At 40.6% G+C, this 20,191-nt stretch carries 13 protein-coding genes and 1 pseudogene; 5 read left to right on the top strand and 9 right to left on the bottom strand.

The features are described 5' to 3' along the window. Nucleotides 1-154 precede the first annotated feature (154 nt). The 4 genes from A0J48_RS18190 (at nt 155) to A0J48_RS18205 (ending at nt 11,129) form a co-directional block, all read left to right on the top strand. Nucleotides 155-6,031, top strand: a complete 5,877-nt coding sequence (locus A0J48_RS18190) for a type I polyketide synthase (protein WP_200325508.1) — start codon at nt 155-157, stop codon at nt 6,029-6,031. Nucleotides 6,032-6,048: 17 nt separating this feature from the next. After that, nucleotides 6,049-8,523, top strand: coding sequence for an SDR family NAD(P)-dependent oxidoreductase (locus A0J48_RS18195; RefSeq protein ID WP_200325510.1), 2,475 nt, complete (start codon nt 6,049-6,051; stop codon nt 8,521-8,523). Nucleotides 8,524-8,900: 377 nt separating this feature from the next. Beyond that, on the top strand, nt 8,901-9,851 hold the full coding sequence (locus A0J48_RS18200; protein ID WP_200325512.1) for a sulfotransferase family protein: 951 nt from the start codon (nt 8,901-8,903) through the stop codon (nt 9,849-9,851). A 12-nt stretch (nt 9,852-9,863) separates the two neighbouring features. Next, nucleotides 9,864-11,129 carry a hypothetical protein gene (locus A0J48_RS18205; RefSeq protein WP_234301007.1) on the top strand — a complete coding sequence of 422 codons (1,266 nt, stop codon included), beginning with the start codon at nt 9,864-9,866 and terminating at the stop codon, nt 11,127-11,129. An 88-nt stretch (nt 11,130-11,217) separates the two neighbouring features. Here A0J48_RS18205 and A0J48_RS18210 read toward each other — a convergent pair whose 3' ends face one another. The 5 genes and pseudogenes from A0J48_RS18210 to A0J48_RS18225 form a co-directional block, all read right to left on the bottom strand. Continuing rightward, nucleotides 11,218-12,294, bottom strand: coding sequence for a BPSS1187 family protein (locus tag A0J48_RS18210; protein ID WP_200325516.1), 1,077 nt, complete (start codon nt 12,292-12,294; stop codon nt 11,218-11,220). 341 nt (nt 12,295-12,635) lie between these two features. After that, entirely contained in the window at nt 12,636-13,223 is a 588-nt protein-coding gene (locus A0J48_RS18215) for a hypothetical protein (RefSeq protein WP_200325518.1), read from the bottom strand. A 373-nt stretch (nt 13,224-13,596) separates the two neighbouring features. Then, complete coding sequence (locus tag A0J48_RS27780; protein ID WP_200325530.1) at nt 13,597-13,797, bottom strand: zinc ribbon domain-containing protein; 201 nt, start codon at nt 13,795-13,797, stop codon at nt 13,597-13,599. Then, nucleotides 13,755-13,856: pseudogene (locus tag A0J48_RS27635) on the bottom strand (hypothetical protein); the annotation flags it as partial. The pseudogene A0J48_RS27635 and the gene A0J48_RS27780, both read right to left, overlap by 43 nt. Before the next feature lie 446 nt (nt 13,857-14,302). Further along, on the bottom strand, nt 14,303-15,607 hold the full coding sequence (locus A0J48_RS18225) for a sulfotransferase (protein WP_200325520.1): 1,305 nt from the start codon (nt 15,605-15,607) through the stop codon (nt 14,303-14,305). A 495-nt stretch (nt 15,608-16,102) separates the two neighbouring features. On the opposite strand from A0J48_RS18225, the gene A0J48_RS18230 reads away from it, so the two are divergent. Continuing rightward, the gene (locus A0J48_RS18230) at nt 16,103-16,300 is read left to right on the top strand and encodes a hypothetical protein (RefSeq protein ID WP_200325522.1); all 198 of its coding nucleotides are present in this window, start codon (nt 16,103-16,105) and stop codon (nt 16,298-16,300) included. A 32-nt stretch (nt 16,301-16,332) separates the two neighbouring features. Here the strand turns inward: A0J48_RS18230 and A0J48_RS18235 are convergent, their stop codons facing one another. The 4 genes from A0J48_RS18235 to A0J48_RS18250 all read right to left on the bottom strand — a co-directional run bounded on the left by A0J48_RS18235 (nt 16,333) and on the right by A0J48_RS18250 (nt 20,051). Continuing rightward, nucleotides 16,333-16,830 (bottom strand): acyl-CoA thioesterase, encoded by a 498-nt coding sequence (locus A0J48_RS18235; protein ID WP_200325524.1) that lies wholly within the window; start codon nt 16,828-16,830, stop codon nt 16,333-16,335. Nucleotides 16,831-17,030: 200 nt separating this feature from the next. Continuing rightward, nucleotides 17,031-17,375, bottom strand: a complete 345-nt coding sequence (locus A0J48_RS18240) for a DUF1815 family protein (RefSeq protein ID WP_200325526.1) — start codon at nt 17,373-17,375, stop codon at nt 17,031-17,033. Nucleotides 17,376-18,144: 769 nt separating this feature from the next. Next, nucleotides 18,145-18,360 (bottom strand): DUF2839 domain-containing protein, encoded by a 216-nt coding sequence (locus tag A0J48_RS18245; RefSeq protein ID WP_200325528.1) that lies wholly within the window; start codon nt 18,358-18,360, stop codon nt 18,145-18,147. 119 nt (nt 18,361-18,479) lie between these two features. Then, nucleotides 18,480-20,051, bottom strand: a complete 1,572-nt coding sequence (locus tag A0J48_RS18250) for a helicase C-terminal domain-containing protein (protein WP_200325532.1) — start codon at nt 20,049-20,051, stop codon at nt 18,480-18,482. Nucleotides 20,052-20,191: the final 140 nt, after the last annotated feature.

The raw sequence follows: 20,191 nt of genomic DNA on the forward strand, positions 1-20,191 counted from the left end.
AAGGATTAAGTGTAAATATGGAATGTAAGTATGGAAATTTTTAGAATTGCTTCTGCATCCATAAGAATGTGGTAATAGCTTGACATGAATTTAAGACATAGATTTCGATAACTAGTTGTAGAAAGAAGTTAACGATTTTAGACACTTGAGGAACATGAATATGTTTACCTGCTTTTCTATTAGCCCTCTCTCAATGTCCCATCCAGGCATAGCTGTTGCCACGGTGCGTGCAGGAGGTGTAGGTATTCTCGATCTGGAGTTTTGTAATGATTATGACTTAGAGCAAGCGAATCAAACTCTTAATCAGTTGATTAGTATAGTAGGTTCTGACAAGTCAGTGGGTTTACGGATCAGGGTAGACCAACTGTCGTTAAGTCAGTCTTTGCTAAAATTGTTAACCCAGCACCCTCACTGGTTAATATTATGTCGCTGGAATCCTGATACGTTACCAAGTGTGCTTGCTACACTCCCACCTGCCCTGTCTCGTCGGCTACTACTTGAGGTAACTCATGTTAAACAAGTGTCTAATCTAGCAGCTGTATCGGAGGAGATTGATGGATTAATTGCTAAGGGTAGCGAAAGTGGAGGATGGGGGGGAGATGATCCTGCATTTATCTTGCTGCAAAAATTATTACAACTACAAAGTAAATCTATTTATGTACAAGGCGGTATCGGAGTTCATACTGCGGCTGCCTGTCGTGCTGCTGGGGCAGCGGGTGTAGTATTAGATGATCAGCTATGGCTAATGCCTGAGTCGCCTTTACCGCAGGAATGGCAGAGATATCTCTATAACCAGGGAGGGGAAAAAGCAACAGTTTATGGTGAAAGATTAGGTGATCCTGTTCGAGTTTTGTCCCATCCTAGTTTTCCTGTTGCTCAAAATTTGAAACAACTGGCAGAAAAAGCTGAGATTGAAGCAAAGGATAATTCAGAATGGCAGATAGAGGCTGACCAGTTAATTGGTTGGGGATCTCCTAGCTTAAATGCTTGGCCCATTGGGCAAACAATAGGTTTGGCAGAAGGCATTCGTAATCGCTACAAAACAACTGGTAAGTTTATTCAGGCATTACTAAAAGCTAGTGAAGAGCATTTAGACATAAGCAATCAACTTCAACCTTTAGGACCACAATCGCCTTTAGCTATTTCTCATCAGACACAATACCCGATTGTACAAGGTCCAATGACACGGGTTAGTGATGTGGCTGAGTTTGCTAATGCAGTTGCTCAGGCAGGTGCATTGCCGATGTTAGCCTTGGCACTGATGCAGAAAGAACCAGTTAATAAGTTGCTGCAACAAACCCAGGAACTGCTTGGCAACCGCCCTTGGGGTGTAGGAATTTTAGGTTTCGTACCTCATGCCTTACGAGAGCAGCAACTAGAGGTGGTTAGAAACATTAAACCTGCTTTTGCCCTCATTGCTGGTGGACGACCTGATCAAGCAGCTAAGTTAGAAGAGCAGGGAATTGCTACTTATATTCATGTTCCTACTCCTGGGCTTTTACGTCTGTATCTATCCCAAGGAGCCAAGCGTTTAATATTTGAAGGGCGAGAGTGTGGAGGACACGTTGGCCCTCTTAGTAGTTTTGTTTTATGGGAAAGTGCGATAGAGGTATTGTTAGAGAACGTTCCTACCGGTAAAGAGCAGGAGATTCATGTTCTTTTTGCAGGGGGAATTCATGATGCTTGTTCTGCGGCAATGGTTAGTGCTATGGCTGCTCCCTTAGCTGAACGAGGTATGAAAATTGGCGTTCTCATGGGGAGCGCATACCTATTTACTCAAGAGGCTGTAAACTGTGGTGCTATTGTCGAAGAGTATCAACATCAAGCTTTAGCTTGCACAGAAACTATTAACTTGGAAACTGGCCCTGGTCATGCCTCCCGATGTGCTGTAACTCCCTTTGCACAGGAGTTCTATGAAACCCGACGACGGATGTTACTAGCTGGTAATAGCTCCGAGGAAATTAAGAATACTCTGGAAGATTTGACATTAGGAAGACTGCGTGTAGCAGCAAAAGGTTTGAAGCGGAATGAATCAGGAATTATAAGTGTCGATGAAGCTACCCAATTGAATGATGGTATGTACATGATTGGGCAGGTGGCAACCTTACGAGAGGATATCTGTACAGCTAAGGATCTGCATGAGTCAGTATCACGTGGGGGTATGGAGTGGCTACAAGTAAAAGTACCGCAAATTTTATCTACTCAAACCACTGAAGCTTCTCAGCCTAAACCGTCTGATATTGCCATCATCGGGATTGGTACATTACTTCCCAAGGCTCAAGATCCCGATACTTTTTGGGAAAATATCATCTCGAAGGTTAACGCTATTACGGAAATTCCTTCTCATCGCTGGGATTGGAGATTGTACTACAATCCAGAACGCAGAGCGAAGGATAAAGTTTACTCTAAATGGGGTGGGTTTCTAGATGATGTGGCATTTGATCCCATCCGCTTTGGGATTCCTCCTAAATCACTGAAGTCAATTGAACCAATGCAACTTCTAGCTCTAGAAACAGTACGACGAGCATTGGTAGATGCAGGCTATGAAAGTGCTGATTTTGATCGGGAAAATACATCAGTGATTTTAGGAGCCAGCGGTGGTCTTGCTGATTTAGGACAGCAGTACGCTACACGATCTGAAGTTCCTCGCATGGTTGAGAAACCAGATACCAATGCTTGGGAGCGATTACCAGAGTGGACTGAGGAGTCATTCCCAGGACTTCTCTTTAATGTCACAGCTGGGCGAATTGCTAACCGCTTTGATTTGGGAGGAGCTAACTACACTGTAGATGCCGCTTGTGCTTCATCGCTGGCAGCTATAGATTTGGCCGTATCAGAGTTAGAGCAAGGACGATGCAACGTCGCCATTGCTGGAGGAGTGGATACAGTTCAATCCCCATTTGCTTATTTCTGCTTTAGTAAGACTCAAGCTCTTTCCCCACGGGGAGTCTCTCGAAGTTTTGATCAATCTGCTGATGGCATTGTGATTAGTGAGGGAGTAGCAGTTGTCATGCTCAAGCGTCTTGCTGATGCTGAACGAGATGGTGATAAAATTTATGCCGTTATTAAAGGTGTAGCCAGTTCTAGCGATGGCAAAGGCTTAAGCATGACAGCCCCAGCTAGTGCTGGACAAAAACGGGCATTTCATCGTTCTTATCGCAAAGCAGGCTTATCTCCCCGTACTCTTGGTTTATATGAAGCTCATGGGACAGGAACTGTTGCAGGCGATCGCACAGAATTAGAAACCGTTGTCAGCGTTTTGAAGGACTCTCAGGCATCTCCAAAATCCTGTGTTCTGGGTTCTGTCAAAACTATGATTGGTCATACGAAAAGTTCGGCCGGAATTGTGGCCTTAGTGAAGGCAGCTTTATCTCTACATTACAAGGTTCTGCCACCCCACAGTAATGTAGAAAACCCCTTGGAAAATTTGCTCCTAGATACTAGTCCTGTCTATTTGTTACAAGATGCTCACCCATGGTTACGTCACCCTGATTATCCTCGACGAGCAGGAGTTAGCGCCTTTGGTTTTGGTGGTACAAACTTTCATGCTGTTTTAGAAGAATATCAAGGCGAATACAAAAATCTTCCTCGTGGTACAAACACTTGGCCACAGGAACTTCTTGTGTGGAAAGCACCTAGCCGTGAAGCCTTATCTAAGGATATAAAAACGCTACGAGATCATTTATTACAAGGAGCAAATCCTAAACTCCGAGATTTAGCTTATACACTAGCTAAACAGGCTCAAGCACAAAAGGATGGCAGTATCTGTCTGTGTTTGGTAGTAGAGAATCTCTCACAACTTGTTGATTCCTTAACTTTAGTTCTTGCTTCCTTGGCAGAAAAGGAGGTTACTTCTTTTCCACCTCACATTTATTTAAATTTATCCGTTGACCGTTCTGCAAACACAAATCAAAGTAAAATTGCCTTTTTATTTCCTGGACAAGTTGCTCAATATCCAGGAATGGCAAAAGAAATTGCTCTTTATTTTTCGGAAATGGCAGAAGCCATCGAATTTGCTGATAGGCAAATGCAGCCGATTTTCCCTAAATTGCTGAGTCAATACATCTATCCTCCTAGTGCTTACTCTGAGGCTGAGAAAACTCATGCTAAAGATCAATTAACAAACACACATATTACCCTACCGGCTATCGGTGCTATAGAAACAGGGTATCTGGATCTATTGAACAAACTAGGATTGAAACCAGATCTGGTGGCAGGTCACAGCTATGGAGAATATGCTGCCCTATATGCAGCTGGAGCTTTAACTCGTGAAGAGTTTCTGAAGCTATCAGAAATACGAGGCCGAGTCATGGCTACTGCTTGCGATATTTCTGATGGGACTATGGCTGCTGTGCAATTATCTCGTGAGAATTTACTAGCTTATTTGCAAGGAATTGAAGACGTTATTATTGCTAACCACAATGCTCCTTTGCAAGCAGTAATTTCCGGAAAAACGAAATCGGTGCAAGCAGTTGTAGAACGTCTACAAGCCGATCAAATTACGGTGCAGATGTTGCCTGTATCTGGAGCATTTCATTCTCACTTAATTGAAACAGCCCAAACACCTTTAACTGAAGCAATTACTTCCTCTTCTATAGCCCTGCCTGACATTCCTGTTTATTCCAATGTCACAGCCAGTCCTTATGAGTCTGATGTGGCAAAAATCCGTCACACCCTATCTAAACACCTGCTGAGTCCGGTAGAATTTGTGGCCGAAATTAATGCTATGTATGAGGCAGGAGCCCGTACATTCATTGAAGTCGGACCCAAGCAGATTTTAACTAGACTAGTTAGCCAAACCTTGGAGGGCAAAGAATATACAGCTGTTTCTCTTGATGGCAAAGGGAGAGGCTTGAAGGGACTGTTAAATGCTTTGGGAATTTTAGTTACTAAGGGAATCGAAATTAATTTATTAGGTCTCTATGAGCAGCGTCATTGCCAGCAGCTTAATCTATCACGGCTTTGGGAGACAACCTGCAATCAAGAATTACCTTCAACTACCTGTTTCGTCAATGGTGGTTCCGTCCGCACTGGCAGTGAAGCAATAGGAATGACGGGAAAGATTGCTCCTTTAAACTTGAATACCCGGGAAGAATTGGCAAAAATATCAGCAGCAAATATTGAGCCTACTAGCAATAATGAGGTTATAAATATGACACAAACTCAATCCAATGGTTTCTCAATCACTTCAAACGGAAACTCAACGTCTTCAGTAGTCCCCACTCAGCCAAAACTATCAAAAATGTCACAGATTCAATCTATTCAGTCTACTCCTGGCTCTCAAGAAGCGGCACTTTTGGCATATCAGGCTTACCAACTAACAATGCGAGAGTTTCTGAAGCTTCAAGAAGAAGTGATGAAACAGTTTTTGAGCAGTGTCACATCTGGACAGCTTGTTCAGGTAGATTCCATGCCTTTTGCATCTACAACACCTGCTATTAATGCCAATGTGTCACCTTCTGTTCCTCAAATTCAAGAGAATCAAGTACCAGTAAATTCGATTCCTACAAATTTCTCAGTGCCATTGACAAACAACACCGTTGTGACAGCCTCAGTCATGTCTACTAAGTCTAGTGAATTAGCTTCTATTGATCAGGTTTCCCCTGTTCAGAAAGAAGTGAAAACACCAGTTGTCCAAGAGCATAACTCAACAGTTGCTGATACATCCACAGGGAAACAATTCAATATACCGAACCGCGAACAATTAATACAAATTCTTCTAGATTTAGTGAGCGATCGCACTGGCTATCCTCAAGAGATGCTAGGGCTAGATCAAGACATGGAAGCTGAACTGGGAATTGACTCCATTAAGCGAGTTGAAATCTTTGGTACACTTCTCAACCACTTGCCGGAATCTTTGGCTGCTACTGTACAAAGCCAAATGGAAACATTGACCCAAGCAAAAAGTCTCAATGGGGTTGTTAATCTTGTTCTCAGCAACATCAACAATGCTGGTTCTACCAATGGTGTTCATAGTGGTTATCAGCCAGAGCAGGAGACAACTGGCTTGGGAAAGCTCATGGCGCGGTAGTTTCTCCGCGCTATCTGATGCAAGAAACACTCAAACCACTGCCTCCTATTGATCCAGATCAAACCAAAACGATTACAGGGCTGTATTTAATCACTGAGGATCAATTGGGGGTTGCTGCTCATGTTGTAGAAGCACTCCAATTATATGGAATAAAAGCAGCAATTCTGGCCACATCCACTTTGGGCAAGAGAGAAAATTTAGCTCAAGCTGTTTCTCAATTACGAGCATCCTCCGGAGCAGTAGCAGGGATCATTCATCTTGCTGGCCTAACCAAAACTCCCATTCCGACCAATTTTGAAGAGTGGTGTGAGTTAGCAAATATTCAGTCTAAGAGCTTGTTTCATTTGTTGCAACTGTGTGCAAATGATTTAAAAACATCCCAAGGTCAAGTGCTGGCTGCCTCTATGTTAGGAGGCTATTTCGGTCGTAGCAGCTATTGTGGTCCGAGTCTGCCTCTGAGTGGTAGTAGCAATGGATTGCTGAAAACCATGATGATTGAGTGGCAAACTGTCAAAGCAAAATCAATTGATTTTGCAGCTGATACTGCCGCTGCTGATATTGCAACTAGTCTTGCAGGAGAACTAGTAAGCCAGAACACAGATGTTGAAATTGGATATTCTCAAGGACAACGCATGGTTTTCGATGCGATAGTATCTCCTGTAAAAACCAACTTAGAAAAAAATGCTTTAGTTCGTCCTAGTCAAGATTGGATTGTTTTTTGTATTGGTGGAGCGCGAGGGATTACATCTGAGATTGTTAGTGCAATCCTCGTTCCTGGCATGACACTAATTCTGGTAGGCCGCTCTCCAGAGCCAGTCGAAGAACCATTATTAATTCGGGGAGTTGAAGATCTTGGTGCTTTGCGCCAATTATTAATACAGCAAGCCAAGGCGCAAGGTCAAACGCCAACACCCGCACAAATTGAGCAACAAGTTAAGCAATTGCAGCGAGATCGGGCTATCCGCAATAATTTGGATCTCTTTAGAGAGGCAGGCGCTAATGTTGAGTATTACTCTGTTGATGTGAGTGATGCTGGGCAGTTTGGTTCTCTAATTGAGAAAATATATGAGCGATATGGACGAATTGATGCTGTGATCCAGGGGGCTGGTATTATTCAGGACAAACTGATTGTTGATAAAACAGCTGCGTCTTTTGAACAAGTTTTCAATACTAAAGTCAATAGCACGTTTATTCTCAGTCGTTATCTCCAACCTGAATCTCTCAAGTTAATGGTTATTTTCGCTTCTGTTGCAGGTCGGACAGGCAATCGGGGGCAGTGTGACTATGCAGCTGCTAACGAAGTTATAAATCGCTTTGCCTGGTGGATGCACTATGAGTGGCCTAATACTAGAGTTTTGTCAATCAATTGGGGTCCTTGGGATGTGACAGGAATGGCTTCTGAGGAGGTAAACCGTCAATTTAGAGAGCGCGGAGTTATTCCTATTTCTCCCACAGCAGGACGACAGTTTTTTATCAATGAACTTCTTAATGAAAGAAACGACCAAGTAGAATTAATCACGGGATTTTTTGAGGGTGAAACACCAAGCAGCACAATGACTGCTGATAATGACAAGCCTAAGTCAAATTTAGGCACGCAAACAACAACACAAACCCAATTTTTGTGGCCTTTTATTTCTACTCTGCCAACAATTCAACCGAATGGAACGGTTAGTCTCAATCAAACTATTTCTTTGTCATCTCATCCCTATCTTCTAGATCATTGTCTTGATGGTAAGCCAGTACTAGCTGCTGCCTGTGCTATGGAACTAATGGCTGAATTTGTGCAATCAGCCTGGCCTGATTGGTTTGTCAGCGAGGTGCGAGATCTTAGAGTATTAAGAGGTATTGTTCTGAATTCAGAGCGAGGCCATGACATTAAGTTGCAAGCCCGTGCCTCTACTCATGTGGATGGGGACACTTTGCAAGTGGCAGCAGAAATCTTAGACTTAGATGGTAAATATCACTATCGAGCCTTTTTTGTTCTCCGCCCGCAATTGGAAGAGGTTCAGGAAATAGATATTCCTTCTTTGAATATCAATACAGGATTAAACATCTCTACCGCGTACCAGAATTATTGCTTTCATGGTCCACTTTTCCAACTTCTGACATCAATCAACCGGTTTAATGAACATGGTATGGAAGCACAAGTTAGAACCAGCAGCCCGAATGTTTGGTTAAATAATTCTCAACTCAATAAGAGTTGGTTGTTTGATCCCGGTCTTATTGATGCTTCTTTACAAATGGCATTAATTTGGACTCGCATTCAAGGAGATACAGCCGGATTACCAGCCCGATTTAAGCGAATCCTTCGTTACGGAAATAATATTCCGACGGGAGATTTGCGGGTGGAACTGCGTGTTAAAATTTTCAATTTTACTAGTATGGTATTTGATGCGATGTTTGTTGATTCAAAAAATCGTCTTTTCTTACGGCTTGAAGAAATGGAAAATACCTGTAGTAAGGCGCTAAACCGTCTAACAGATAGGAAATAGGTAGGTGTAGTGAAGTTGTCACTAGATTTGGGATTTACGTTAGCGAAGCGTTCGCAGCGCAGCGAGTATTTTGGATTTTGGATTGACTCCACCCTCAAGTATAGAGCTTGAAAATTTTGGATTTGGGATTTACGTTAGCGAAGCGTACGCAGCGCAGCGAGTATTTTTCCGTCCTTCAGGACGGGGACTTGTACCAAATTTTTTTTAATCTAAAATCTAAAATCTAAAATCTAAAATCTAAAATCTAAAATCTAAAATCTAAAATCTAAACCGGACATGATATGACAACTTCTTTACCCTTGACATGCTTTTAGAGAAATGATTAGCTAAACATAGAAATTATTAATTTATTTTTTTTATTTACCAGTTGTTTTTCAATGCATGACCTCCTAATCATTCTATCTCCTCCTCGCTCATTTTCGTCAGTTGTCTCTACTGTGATTGGTGAACATCCTCAGTTATATGGTTTTCCGGAACTTCATTTATTTGTTGGAGATACTGTCCAGGAAATAATTGATATGGAGTATAAGAAAGCCAAGCGATATGCAGGTTCTCCTGGGGTTTTACGAACATTGGCACAACTTCATGATGGTATTCAAACAACAGGAAGTATCGTTAGGGCTATAGCATGGTTGAATGAAAGACGAGATTGGACTACTAAACAACTACTTGATTATCTACTTGAGGGAGTAAAACCCAAGATTGGTGTAGAGAAAAGCCCTCCCACATCGGCAAGGCCGGGATACATAGAACGAGCGTATGCCTTTTATCCCCAAGCCTATTTTCTTCACTTGACTCGGCATCCAGTATCGGCTAGTAAATCAATGCAAGAGTTTTCTCAGGATAGACGAACTCGTCTAGATAATCAAAATGAAAGTCGGACGAATGCCTTAATTGGTTGGTATCAAGTTCATTGCAATATTATTAACTTTACTAATTCGTTGCCTGTAGGTCAAACAATGCGAATCAAAGGGGAAGATGTTTTATCGGAGCCTGATGTGTATTTGCCTCAAATTTCTGAGTGGATGGGGTTGAGGACTGATAAAGAGGCAATTGAAGCTATGAAGCGTCCTGAAAATTCTCCCTATGCTTATGTTGGTCCTTATCCAGCGCGGGGTGGTAATGATCCTAAATTTATGCAAAGTCCACGTTTGCGTAATGGTAGAGTTAAAGAGCCATCTTTAGAGAAATTCTTTGAAAAAGAAAAAATAGACTGGTTTTCAGATGAATATAAAAATATTCTGGAGGAAAGCGGCTTACAATTAGGATCAGATGAGGAAATTATAGAAAAAATCACGGGTCTGGCAAATTTAATGGGCTATCAATAATCCTGAAAAGTAATGCAAAATACTATGTTAACAGTCCATACACTTGGAGTAGAATACTTAACTAAAATTACTCCCAGTAATTTACCCAGTTTACTAAATCATTATCATTGCTCAATATCCCTTTTTCAAAAATGTCTTTACTTTGCTATATGTTATAGCGATGATGAAGACTGTAATTTGTATATCAAAGTTTGGCGTTATCAACCTCAATTAAATAAATGGACGGAAGTATATCATGAGGTTTTAAATAGTAATGAAAATGATTTATCATTAGTCCAATTGCAATCAGAAGATGAAAAGGATAACTCTCAAATATCCCCAAATAAATTCAGTGTTGAATTGGGTACATTGAACCAAGAGAATGGTAGCAATTCTCTACTTATATTAAGTGTAATTTCCTCTGTAGGAGCAAAAATTTTATATTCATCTGATGGTGAACACTACCAGTCTATTAATAAAAATTTAATTCCCGATAATATTGATGTACATCAATTTCTTACTATCAACCAAAATTTATATATTTTAGGTTCTAAAGGTCTTAGAAATAAAAATTGTAAATCTTGTATTTTCACGACAGAATCTATCGTTTCAGCCCCCTGGCAAGAAATAGATAATCAGATCATATTTACTGATAAAAACAATATAGATTTTTCTGGCATCCTAGATTTTAATAATTCTTTAATTATTGCCACTTTAAATAGAAAAATGGGATTCCAGATATGGAGATATAGAGATACTGATCAAAATACAAATATTTGGGAATTAGCTATTACGAATGGTGCGTATAGATTTGCTCATAATCAAAAAGTCTATGCAATGGCTGTTTTTAACGGGGATTTATATATTGCCAGTGGTATAAATCCAGATGAAGAATCTATTGCTAAAGATTGGTATTTAAATTCTTTTGAAGTAACTCGGCTCTATTCAGATAATGATTGGGATCTAATTTCTGGTATACCTAGATTTACTCCTCATGGTCTGAGAGTCCCTCTGTCGGGAACGGGATTAAGTTTTGACATGGGAAGTGGTGCTATTTTTCAGTGTCTTGTAGCTCATTCTCAACATCTTTATCTTGGAGTCAATAACGAGGAGGGATTTCAGCTTTGGTCTAGCCAAGATGGTGATAACTGGCTTCTATTTCCTCCGAATGAACTTACTAGTTATTACCAGGTAAAAATACAAGAGACTATGTCTACAGAATTTGGTTTACTATTTGTGTTGGAAGTAATGGATCTGAGTGGAGAAAAGCATTTACAGATTTGGCTTGCTCAATCATAAGCAAGCACCCTATTTTTTGAGAGGGGCTGTGGTTTAAATCCTTTGCCTATCTTGGTTTTACCTTGCTTGTCGCCCCCTCAAGCTGGCACTAAAGATCAAATAAATATTGCCAAACCTCTTGAAAAATCGGGGTTCCATCTACTCGTTTTGGTGTTGTTCCGTCTGTAGCAACACTACCATGATATTTACCTTGGCGAGAGGGAGTGAACGCAGTTATCAAAAGATGAGAATTATTGTAGGGTGGGTGTTGTCCATCTACATTCACAACAGGCCCATAATTCACCATTCCCAATAGCTTCCACGCCTTTTGAATTCGCTCATACCCTTCATCGTTGATGTGGGTAAAACCGTAGTATCTCTCTGGTGGTGTTTGTCCAGGAGTCGCAAGCCAAGAAGCAGGTTGTCTTGAAACAGCACTGTAATCAGAGGGAGCGCCTAGCATGACTACTCTGGCAACTTGATGTTCCTTACCCACCATTGCTGCATGTCCCCCACCTTGAGAATGGCCTGACACAACAACTAAATCCCATTTGATAGTATCCCCATTCAAATACTGACCCCACCTTTGTTGTGGATACTTCTGATTCAAATATTTCAACAGCTTTACCAGTCTATTTGTGATCGAGTTAGCAGCACTGATATCTACTAAAGGCGAATAATCTTTCCCATTAATGATCTCCTTACGCACTTTACCTGAACAGTCGGGATCAGGATTTTTGCGGCACAGATTACCCACTGTCCAGGAATTGGGGTAATTCAGATTAATAGCATGGTAGCCCTGTTTTGCTGCCGCTTGGGTGATTAACTGCTGCCTGCTTGCTTTACCATATGAGCCAGGAAAAAAAACAAATAATCTGTTGCGTAACTTAGCTGATTGATCAACAACTATATAGTGTGGGTCTAGCCAATCACTAATAGCTGGGTCGGTTAACTGTGGTGCTACCTCAAATCCAGTGGAAACAATTTGGTTTGATGGAGTCTGCTCATTTTGTTGCCGTTGTCTGTTACGTTTACGGAATTGCTTATCACCCTGCACCGAAATAAGTTGAACATCTGGCTCAATCACATTACTGTTTCTAGCCTGACGAAAATCAGCACAAGCGATTCCAGATGTCATCACACTAGTTATTAAAAAACCCAAGATAGCATTTCGACTTCGCTGCATTGTATATGTACCTCAATTATTAATAAATCCCACCTCAATCATTAGACTGTGAGTAAAGTAAAAAAGTTCATAAGCAGGACTTACGCAAAATATCTCTCAAACCCTTATTTCTCTGTGTCCTCTGTGTCTGGAGTGGTATGCCTTACGACTCCCGTAAGGGATACATTATTCCCTGACTGGTGCGTAAGTCCTAATAAGTAAACGAAAGTCTCGCGGTAAGAAAGAACCTGAACCCTGGTATTTATCAACCAATCTGCCAGATATATCAACAGCGGTAAAAATATATGCTCAACGTTTTGGTATTGTTCGCCCTCGTAAATTGGCTCAGGTATTGTCAAAGATTAGTTATTTTCTAATGACTTTGATGCTCGAATATGTATTTCGATCTTGTTTAATTCTTGCTGTGTTATATCAAGTAGTAGTTTAAGTATTTTATAGCGGTACTCAATTTCTTGTTGATGTTCTTCTAATTCAACCAATGAAGTAGAGCTAACACCAAGGTCAGGATCTACACTAGTGATCCATGATTTAAGATTATTACGAAAGTGATCTGATATCAGGTCTTCCAGAAGCTCCTTACGTTCGGAAAAAGCACTCTTGCCAGAAGATAAACTCTCTAATGTTACAGAACCATTTTCTTGCTCTGATGGTTGGCTTTTAAGACTTTTTCTTAGACTTCGAGCCTGTTTCAATCGCTCACGAATTTTGACCAGTTGATTTTCATGATCGTTTTTAAGAGTGTCTGGAGTAGTTGCTACCGCTTCTGATTCTGCTGGGTCTGCTAACTTGACAAAATGCTCTAAAGGCATTCCTTCATTAGACTGTCCACCTTTTTGGCTCAGTCCATGTCTGCTTTCTTGCCTGCGCTCTCGAAGATGCTGTAGCATCTGTTGACGTTTTTGACTCACTGTTTGTGGATCTGATGGCATAGGAAAATTTCAAGATAAAAAATAAGGTGCATTTGTTGTGTGGGCGACAATAAAGATGAAACTAATATAGGCTAAGGGTTTCATCTAATAGACACCCTGAAAAAATGTCAAAAAAACCGTGCTTATTGAGAATGAAATGTAAGGTTATTAGATAGCTATTTGTAAGGAAAAGTTTGATGGTAGAAAACAATGGTCTCGTCAAACTAACATGACCATAACAATAAATGCTACCGTCATTTTATCAAACAATTCTGCATAAATACCTGAGCAGTAGACAATTAATCACCATTATATAAAACCTACTTAAATCTACTTTGAGCTTTGTTTACTTCCTGTTTTACCCTGAAAGTGTCGGCACAACTGGGTTCACGGGCTAATACTGCCTAACTGACAGCTGGTGACACGCCAGTTGACGGCAGTTCCTCCTGGGGGAAACCCCCAAGACCGGACTCCCTCCTCTACTTGGGTAGACCCCAAGACTGCACTGGCTCAAATTAATAGCTGCGTTTAAATCCCTGTCACATTCAAATCCACAGCTATCGCACCGTGGTTTTTGGCTAACAGTGTAGTTAATTTATGTAATGTATCTTTTCTGGTAGAAGCTATCTTTCTATGCAACCTAGCTCTTTTGATTTGGGCTTTTTTCTACAAAACTAGAGATTAATCAGACTATCTTCATTGAATTAATTTTGAGATTTTTAAAATTGTTTTTTGAAACCATAATTTGTCCTTTGGCTAATTGGAAGCATAAGATGTCCTTTACAGACAAATTATGATTCCAGTGACAAATACTTTTGACTGGGATTAAATTTACGGGGCAGGGAATATTCTCAATTTTGTACAACAAGCTAGGGGAGGACATCCCCGTTCGCGTGGCGTGCCGTCAGGCATAGTAACGCTACAGAAGTCGAAACCTCTACTCTGCTTGGCGCGAGCCTGGTTGAGCAATTTTTAACGATGAATGTAGAATCTCCGTGGCTGTCTTCCGGGAGAGTGTCAATTAGCTCTGAACTTCTACTTGGTTGTTCTAATCGCAGGTAGTGACAATTAAATTCATTCAGATTAGCAATTGGCAATTGTTACTTCTTGTACCCAAATGATGCTGCTGTATCCCATGTGATGTCTCCAAGAAAGTCCACTGTATGAAATTGTTGCCATCTAAAAGCTGCATTGGGTTCAATTCTTTGGTGAAGGTGAAACTTTAGATCTCCACTAAATCTTGATACAAGCTCAACACCATCTGTCATGCGCTGTTCCTTTTCTTTGTAAGGATCTAACATCTCCAGATTGAAATCTATATTGAGGAAATTACAAATTTGTTGAGCTATGCTTTCCGGGTCATTCACTAGATCTTCAAACCTAATGCGAAGCTGGCGATGATGAGGAATTTCTCCTAAAAATTGTAAGAGATTTTGTTGGGAAACTAACCAAAGCAGTTCTCCTAGTTGTTTTCTAGTAAAAGAACTTTCCCTCATAAATGAAACAAGTTGATCTAACTTAGCATCCTCGAAAGAGCGAATCATACCATAGGGATGTCGCACTAGATGAATATAAAGCGGTTCTGAGAATTGCATTTCAGCACGTCTCAGAAAATCAAGATGAAAAGGATAAGTTGGTGTTTTATCGACGAGAATCCTATTACCTATCCATTCCTGTAGTATCCCGTAGAAAGATTTAGTTGAAAGCCCCTGTACCTCATAAGCTTCCATTAACTTCCGCGCTTCTTCAGGACTACAGTTTTTGATTTGCATAATTGCTCGAATAGTACCTTCTAGCAAATGACTATTGAGTTTGTTGTCAAGCGCAGCTTTTCTTTGAGCAAGTGTATTGTAATCAAGTAAATGCAGTTCTGGTGGAGCAAATAATTGCGGATTACCTGCCAAAATAATACGAAGTAATGTTGAACCAGAGCGAGGAGATGAAAGAACAAAAACTGCTCTTTTGTTTTTGAGGGTATCTTCTTCCTCCCATTTCTTTGGGGTTGGAATGTGCTGCCTAAACTGAACTAGTTTAATTTCATCAATGGGTTCATTGAGAATTGGTTTACTTTCTACAGCCAGAGATGGTTGTGATAGATTAATTGCTTGATCAAATACTGTATCAGAGTTAAGCCTACTTTCAACAAAAGTAGTTAACTGATTAACTCTTAAATCATCTATATATTTGTCATTGGGCATAAGTAGATCGTGAAATCCTAACTTCTTTTCAACTTTCTCCTCAATGGCAACAATAAGTTGAATGAAATCAATAGAAGCGAAGTTAAGGTCTTTGATTAACATGGTATCTGGGCTAATTGGTTCATCCAACTCCCCATCCCAAGATTGGACAGTTTCTTCTATCAGGTCGACAATCATGAGTCGGACTTGTGTTGTTGTGAGTTGCATTAAACTTACCTTTACACTGATCACAAGGCTATTATAAACACTTCTTGACAGGGAGCATCCCAATTTTACAAAAAGAGGGGAAGAAGGCAATATTCTTCACGATGATAGCTCTTGACATACTCCTTTTTTGATAGCATTTAGAGGAGGTAATTCATGAATTACCCCTACTTCCGTTCTGTTTTGCGTAAGTCCTGATATAATTCGGCGCATCTATGGCGAAGCCACGCAAGCTATCATACAGAATTTGTATAAGATGGCGAGCGTTACCTGGAAACTTTCCAGCCCGACAGAAGAGGGATATTTCTGCCACTGGCGTAAAGATGGGACATGGTTGCGTAAGTCCTGTTTGACTTCCTAAAACTTTTCAAACATCCTCTCAGGGAAATAATTTTCATATTCTTATTAAGATTTTATGAATAAAACTAATCTTCTAATCGTTTTAGCCTATAATTAATTCCTTAATTTAGCCAAAATTATTTTTAAGCTTTTGACATTATGATTATTACTTTAATAGTCGCTTGGATAACATTTATCATCCTGTGGAAATTAGTAAAAACCACTATTAAAACTGCTATGACATTTGCAGCGATAGTGGTTTTATTATACTTTGGTTTTGGGATTACACCTCAAGATATTTTGCACAAAATCTCGGAAATTACTCAAAACATTTCCCAAATACCTGCACGTAATTAATTTTTAATTTTTAATTTTTAATTTTTAATTAATTACTTGTATGATGTAGAAATTTTAGCCAGTGCATCTTTAACCGCAGGAGGTAGCTGACGCATAATTTTACCTCTTTCTCGGTCTAATGCCACCAACGTTACCTGAGCAGTCACATATAATTCTTGCTCATCAGTGGAAACAATTTTATAATCCCAGTTCATACGCACACCCGTTACTTCCAGCATCCGGGTTTTTACCAGCGCCATCATTCCTAATTGCAGCGAGCGATGATAGCGTATTGATAATTCTACAACTGGTAAATCACAACCTAAAGCTACTAAATCAGCAAAATCAATACCTATAGAGCGCAAACATTCTACCCGCGCTTCTTCCATCCAGGTTAAATAATTACCATGCCAAGTAATACCAGCATAATCTGTATGGTGAGGCTGCACTCTGATAGGATATTCAAACCAATTATCGAATTCAGTCTTCGTCACCCTATCAATGGCACTAGTTGGTGGTAATTTTGGTTGAGTTGGTTGTGCTTGAGTCATCTTATATCTTCTAAATACAAGTCTTAATTCTTGCTGATCAAAATTTTAACAGACGCAGAAAAAGACTTCACACACCAATATAAAGACGTTTCTCTGGTAATGGTGAATGGGTAATAAATCTATTACCAATTACCAATTACCGATAAAGCCATATTTACCATTGTGCAACAAAACACTTACACTAATTGCTCTTGAGCAACTTAACACTTCTTCACCAAGGTTTTATGACTTGTAGAAGTGTGTATAGACTGCTTGACAAGGTTAGCCAGTTCCTGTAACTGGTGAATTGCCTCTGCACCTTCTAATTTCATTAACTCGCGGTCATCCCGCATTTCCGTCCAAGTAATTCCGTAATCTGATACCAAAAAGCGAATTAAATGGTTGTCTCCCAAGCTCACCATAAATGAAGCACTGTTCATTTGGTCGCCACAGGTATAGCAAGAAGCTGGGTAGCCGTTGCGCTCTAACACTATTGCCAAGGCTTGCAGGTTCATTACCAAGTCTTGGACAAATTGTCTATGTTGATGTGCCAGTCTCAGAAACACTTTTTTCCTCCAGACACCACAGTCATTTGAGTTTCTTTTATATTTTCTTTAGATTTGCCTATCCTTTGGTATTGTAAACTATTCATTACAATTCCTGACAGATAGTTAAGTCTGTAATTGGCTACCTTGCTTAGGGTAGTGGATAACGATTCTGTATGTCGTATCAAACTATTCAATTTGCAAGATATAAATCTCAGATAAAACTACTAAAGTTAACATTGTCTTTAGATGTTTAGCTCAATTAGATTACCTGCTCACAACAATCAGCTTTCAGCGTAACTCAAATCTGATGCTAGTCAAATAAAAAAATGTTGCAGACTACACCTCTATGAGCAGTATTTAACCAGATTTACGGTATTTATTTACCCTAACGTAACTTTTCGTCTCTTTGCTGCTATATCTATTTTAATGAGTTTATTCTTTTTTATCGCAACAATCGGGTCTAAAACCTGGCCTTTTAAGGCGAAAGGTTTTTGGAGTGGGTTATAAATGCCCGTTACAAAAACGGACTCCTGCCTCTTGCCCCCTGCCTTCGTTAACATCTTTCTTGATCTCCGAACCTCTTGGGCGGTTGCTATAACTTCGTATTCAAGATATCCAAACTAAAGACAGCTTTAAGCTACGTGGGTACTGGTTTTGCTTTCAGATATTTAATAGAACAGGCGTAGAATATAGGAAGATGAGGAGAAGGGGAGATGGGGAGATGAGAACCAGGAAAAAATTGTTACCCCAAACCCCAAACCCCAAACTCTGCACCCTACACCCTTCTTCAAGAAACCACTTGCCACCAACCAAAAGCAGGACCGATAAAACGGATTGTTACCCAGACAACAACCATAGCGCCAATGCCGATCCATGCTCCACGAGTTGTTAAACTCACAAATAGTTCAGCTTGAGATTTAGTGATCGGAATCCAAGGTAAGATGCGAGTGTCTTGACCGTATTCTTCTCCAAGTGTGGTTTTACGACGTTTTGCTTCACCCATAATCAGTAATTGAAATTTCAGTTTAGTTGCTTAACTATATGTTCGCAGGAATCAAGGCTATTGTGGAGATAAGGTAAGAGGGCAGGCGTATAAGAAAGATAAATATTAGCAATTACCAATTACCTATCAGAATTTTCTTCATCAGGTTGAGAAAATAAGCTGGGATCAAGATAGTTCAGGCGTGCTAGAGGACTAAGGGCAGCGAGAATTTGAGCGCCGTAGCTGCGGTTAACGACACGACTATCAAGTAAAGCTACAATACCTTGATTTTCTCGGACTGGGGCGATCGCTCGTTGCAGTTCATTCAAGGCAGTGGGCAATAAGTATAACCGAAACCAATCTTGGTGCGATCGCTTGTAATGAGCTACCCTACCAGCCACCAAAGGATTTTCTAAAGATGGTAAAGGCAAAGTCGCAATCATTAATAATCGAGGTACTGGTAAAACATTTTGATGCGATCGCCAAAATTCCCAACCAGTCACCAAAATCCCATTTTCATCCAAACAAGTTTTTTCCACCTGCACCCGTGACCCAAATTCCGAAGCCAAAATTGCCCCTACTTTCGATTTCAGAGGTACATCTCCCACTAACACCACAGTCATTCCTGGTGCTGTGGCACTTAAACAAACCAGCGTGCGGACTTGGTGAATAAACGCCCCTTGAAATTCTGGTGTATTTGGTAGAGGCAACTTATAGGGTGCATAAAGTTGAATCGCTTCCCCTTGATTATCACTGGAAAACTTCAAACAAGTTACATCCTCTAACCCCAAACGTTGACGGAATAAAGGAGCTTCCGTTTCTGGTTCTAAAGCACTGCCAATTAATACTACAGGCTGGCGTTGCCAAATGGGTGTGAGTGTTGCCGCTAATTCAATGGGGGCATAATGCAAAGAAAATAAGCCTTGACGACGGGCAATAGTCGCCCAGAAGAGATGGGGAGATGGGGAGATAGGTGAAGAAGAGATTTGATAGTAATTTTGAAATTGCTGCCTAAAATTTTGCCAAACATCTGGCAGCTGATTTGTATTTAGGTCTAAAGCCAAAAACAGATCTTGTAAAATCTCAATTTCCGTTTGCGAAATCAGATAACAGTGATATGGATTTTCTGGATGCTGGAATAATTCATGTGTCAGTTGTACCCTAGCTTCACGAATGACTTCAGCTTGCTGGGGACAAGCCAACATTAATTGATCCCAATCATGAGGTTGAATATCTTGAGTTAGCTGCTCACGCACCCAATCTTCTAAATCATCAACACCATCAATAATAGTAGGAATATTGGCTGGAAAACAGTCCTTGTTAACTAACTGCCCTTTTAACCAAGCTTGTGGTGATGTTAACAATAGCCCTTGGAAATCAGAACCCGGCCAAACTTCACCTGTTCGGATAGGTTTGTTAACTGATAACCACTGCTGGAGACGGGGAATTTCTATTTTCAGTAAACGTTGCTGGACAGTTTCTGATGCCACAATTATGACAGGCCCTGGCCACATCAAGGCAGACGCAATAAAACTTGTGCGATATCGTCCTTGATAACCACAAACTGCCCCGACTTGAATTAAAGCACTACGTCCTAACCGCAAAGCCCGTGCTACCAACCGTGCCATCGTCAAGTGATGGGGCCAGGAAGGGAAACCCGCCTGCGATCGCAGGAAGTTATGTAGTGATAAATGAACTTCTGCCTCAATCACACGCTTTTCATCCCATAACAAGTTACTTTTTCCGAACTACCCCATTTCTATTATGTTGTCATTAGTCATTGGTCAATTGTCAGGGAATAGCGAATAGGGAATATTTCTTGTTCTTTTGCCCCCAGTCCCCAGTCCCCAGT

Source organism: Sphaerospermopsis aphanizomenoides BCCUSP55, assembly GCF_001586785.1.
GTDB lineage: Bacteria > Cyanobacteriota > Cyanobacteriia > Cyanobacteriales > Nostocaceae > Sphaerospermopsis_A > Sphaerospermopsis_A aphanizomenoides_A.